This window comes from Streptomyces sp. NRRL B-24085 (genome assembly GCF_001282115.1).
Taxonomy (GTDB): Bacteria; Actinomycetota; Actinomycetes; order Streptomycetales; family Streptomycetaceae; genus Streptomyces.
Map to the genome: position 1 here is coordinate 1 of NZ_LJBR01000688.1, position 2,255 is coordinate 2,255.

The 2,255-nt window shown below is 77.6% G+C and carries 2 protein-coding genes; both read left to right on the plus strand.

Translation table 11 applies throughout. The annotated features are described in order from the left end of the window. Nucleotides 1-878, plus strand: an 878-nt coding sequence (locus AOJ26_RS41205) for a hypothetical protein (RefSeq protein ID WP_159044549.1), incomplete at its 5' end; no start/stop codon positions are given. Between the two features lie 155 nt (nt 879-1,033). Continuing rightward, a partial coding sequence (locus AOJ26_RS41210; RefSeq protein WP_053853421.1) for a transposase occupies nt 1,034-2,255 on the plus strand: 1,222 nt, incomplete at its 3' end.

The following is a 2,255-nucleotide window of genomic DNA, read 5'->3' on the forward strand; positions in this document are numbered from 1 at the left end:
CCGTCGGCCGTCTCGTACGGCCGCTGCTGGACGCCCGGTTCGACACCCCGGGCCCCGACGCCGCCGACCGTGCGGCGGAGGCGCTGCCGCCCGACACCGACGACCTCACCTACGAGGGCGGCGGCGGGTGCGGGTGCGGGGCGTGCGGGGCCGGGGCGGCGGTGCCGTACCGGGACGGTCGCCGGCACGCGCGCGGTGACTGCCGCACGCCCGGTGCCGTGGCGGCCGGACCCACGACGTCCGGTGCCGTGACGCTCGCGCTCACGCCGTACGAGAGCCGTCGGCTGCGCGAGTGGTGCGGGGCGGGGCGGGTGACCGTCGGCGGGTTCCTCACCACCGTCGTGGCGGACGCGCTCGCCCGGGAGACCGGGCGGCCCGAGGTCGCCGTGGTCACGGCGATGTCCCTGCGCCGGCGGTACGCCGAGCGGACGCTGATCGCCGAACCGGGCTGTGTGCTGGGGCTGGTGAGGGCCCGGCTGAACGCCGGGGCGGCCGGTGACCCGCTGGACCGGGCGCGGGCCGACGCGGCGGTGCTCTGCTCGGCCGCGCGGGCCTGGCGGCCGGAGCGGCGGGCGCACACCGGGATCCGCCACGCGGTCGAGCGGGAGGCGAAGGCCCGCGGGCCGGAGGTGCGGGTCGTCGACGCCGGTTCGGTGGACACAGCGCTCGGCCCGCACGCGGCGAGGGTCACCGGGCTCTGTACGGTCGCGGCCCGCGGGCCCGGCGGCGGGCCCGGCGGCTCCCTGTACCTGTCCTCCTTCAAGGGCGCGCTGACCGTGGCCCTGGCCTCCCGGGGGCTCGGTGAGGGCTGGGCGGCGAGGGCGGGGCGGGAGCTGAGCGAGGCCGCACTGCTGCGGCCGGTCTTCTCCCCCTTGTGAAAACCGCAGGTGAGCGCGGTGCGGGAGGTCGGACTCGGCAAAGTCGCACTCGGTGGGGCACCCTCGTCTTGAAAACAAAGAGTTCGTTCTCTATTTTTTTGGTGCGGGCTCCGAACCGGCGGGGCCCGCCCAGCCCAGAGAAAGGGGAACGCGACATGGTGAGGGCGTTTTCCACGGTGGCTCCCGGGCCTGCCGCCCCCCGGGTCCGGACCGGCTCCCCGGACCACCCCGCCCACGACGCCTTCGACGCCTTCGTCGCGGAGATCTTCGAGCGGCTGCCCCGCGCCGACCAGCGCCGCTGGGCCCACGTCTACACACGGGGCCTGCTGACGACCCCGGGCCGCAAGACGGTACGGCGGCTCGCGGCCTCCGTCTCCGACTCGGCCACGGCGGCCCAGGCCCTGCACCAGTTCGTCAACGCCAGCCCCTGGGACTGGGAACCGGTCCGCGCCCGGCTGTCCGACTGGGTGGTCCGCAGATCCGGCCCCCGCGCCCTGCTGCTCGGCACGGCGGTGCTGCCCAAGCGCGGTGACCGCTCCTGCGGAGTGCACCGCCGGTTCGTCCCGCAGGAGGGCCGTACCGTCAACTGCCAGGTCGGCATCGGCGCGTTCCTCGCCGCGGACCGGGCCACGGCCCCCGTGGACTGGCGGCTGCTGCTGCCCGGGGCGTGGTCCGCGGACCCACGGGTGCGTGACCGGGCCCGCGTCCCCGAGGACGCCGCCGGCACCCAGGACGCGGCCACCGCCCAGGCGCTGGACCTGGTCGACGGGTCCGGCCGGAGCCTGACCGCCGCGGGAGCCGGCCCGGACCGGCTGCCGGTCGTCGCCGACCTGGTCGGCTTCGCGGACACCACGGCGCTGCTCGGCGGGCTCGTGGCCCGACGGCGGGGCTTCGTCGTGGCCGCGCCCGCCGACCTCGTCGTCCACCCGGACCGTGCCGCGTCCGGCGCCCCCGGCGCCGTGTCCACCCTCCCGCGCCAGCGGACCGGCGGCAGCGGCCTGTCCCTCCGGGACCTCCTCGCCTCGCACCCCTCCCGGCCGGCGGCCGCGGTCCCGGTGCGCCTGCCCGGCATCCCCGTCCCCCTCAGGCTGCTTGCGGAACACCGCCCCGACGGCTCCGGCGGGGACCGGTTCTGGCTCACCGACCTCGTGGACCGGCCCGCCCGCGAGGCGCAGGCCCTCGCCGGACTGCACACCGGCGCCGCCGACACCGTGGAGCGGCTGGCCGACGACTTCGGACTCCGCGCCTTCGAGGGGCGCTCGTACCCCGGCTGGCACCACCACATGACCCTGGTCTCCGCCGCCTTCGCCTACGGCACCCTCGGCCGCACCGGCACACCCCCCACCCGCCCGTCCCGCGCCTCGCGCGGACCCCAGC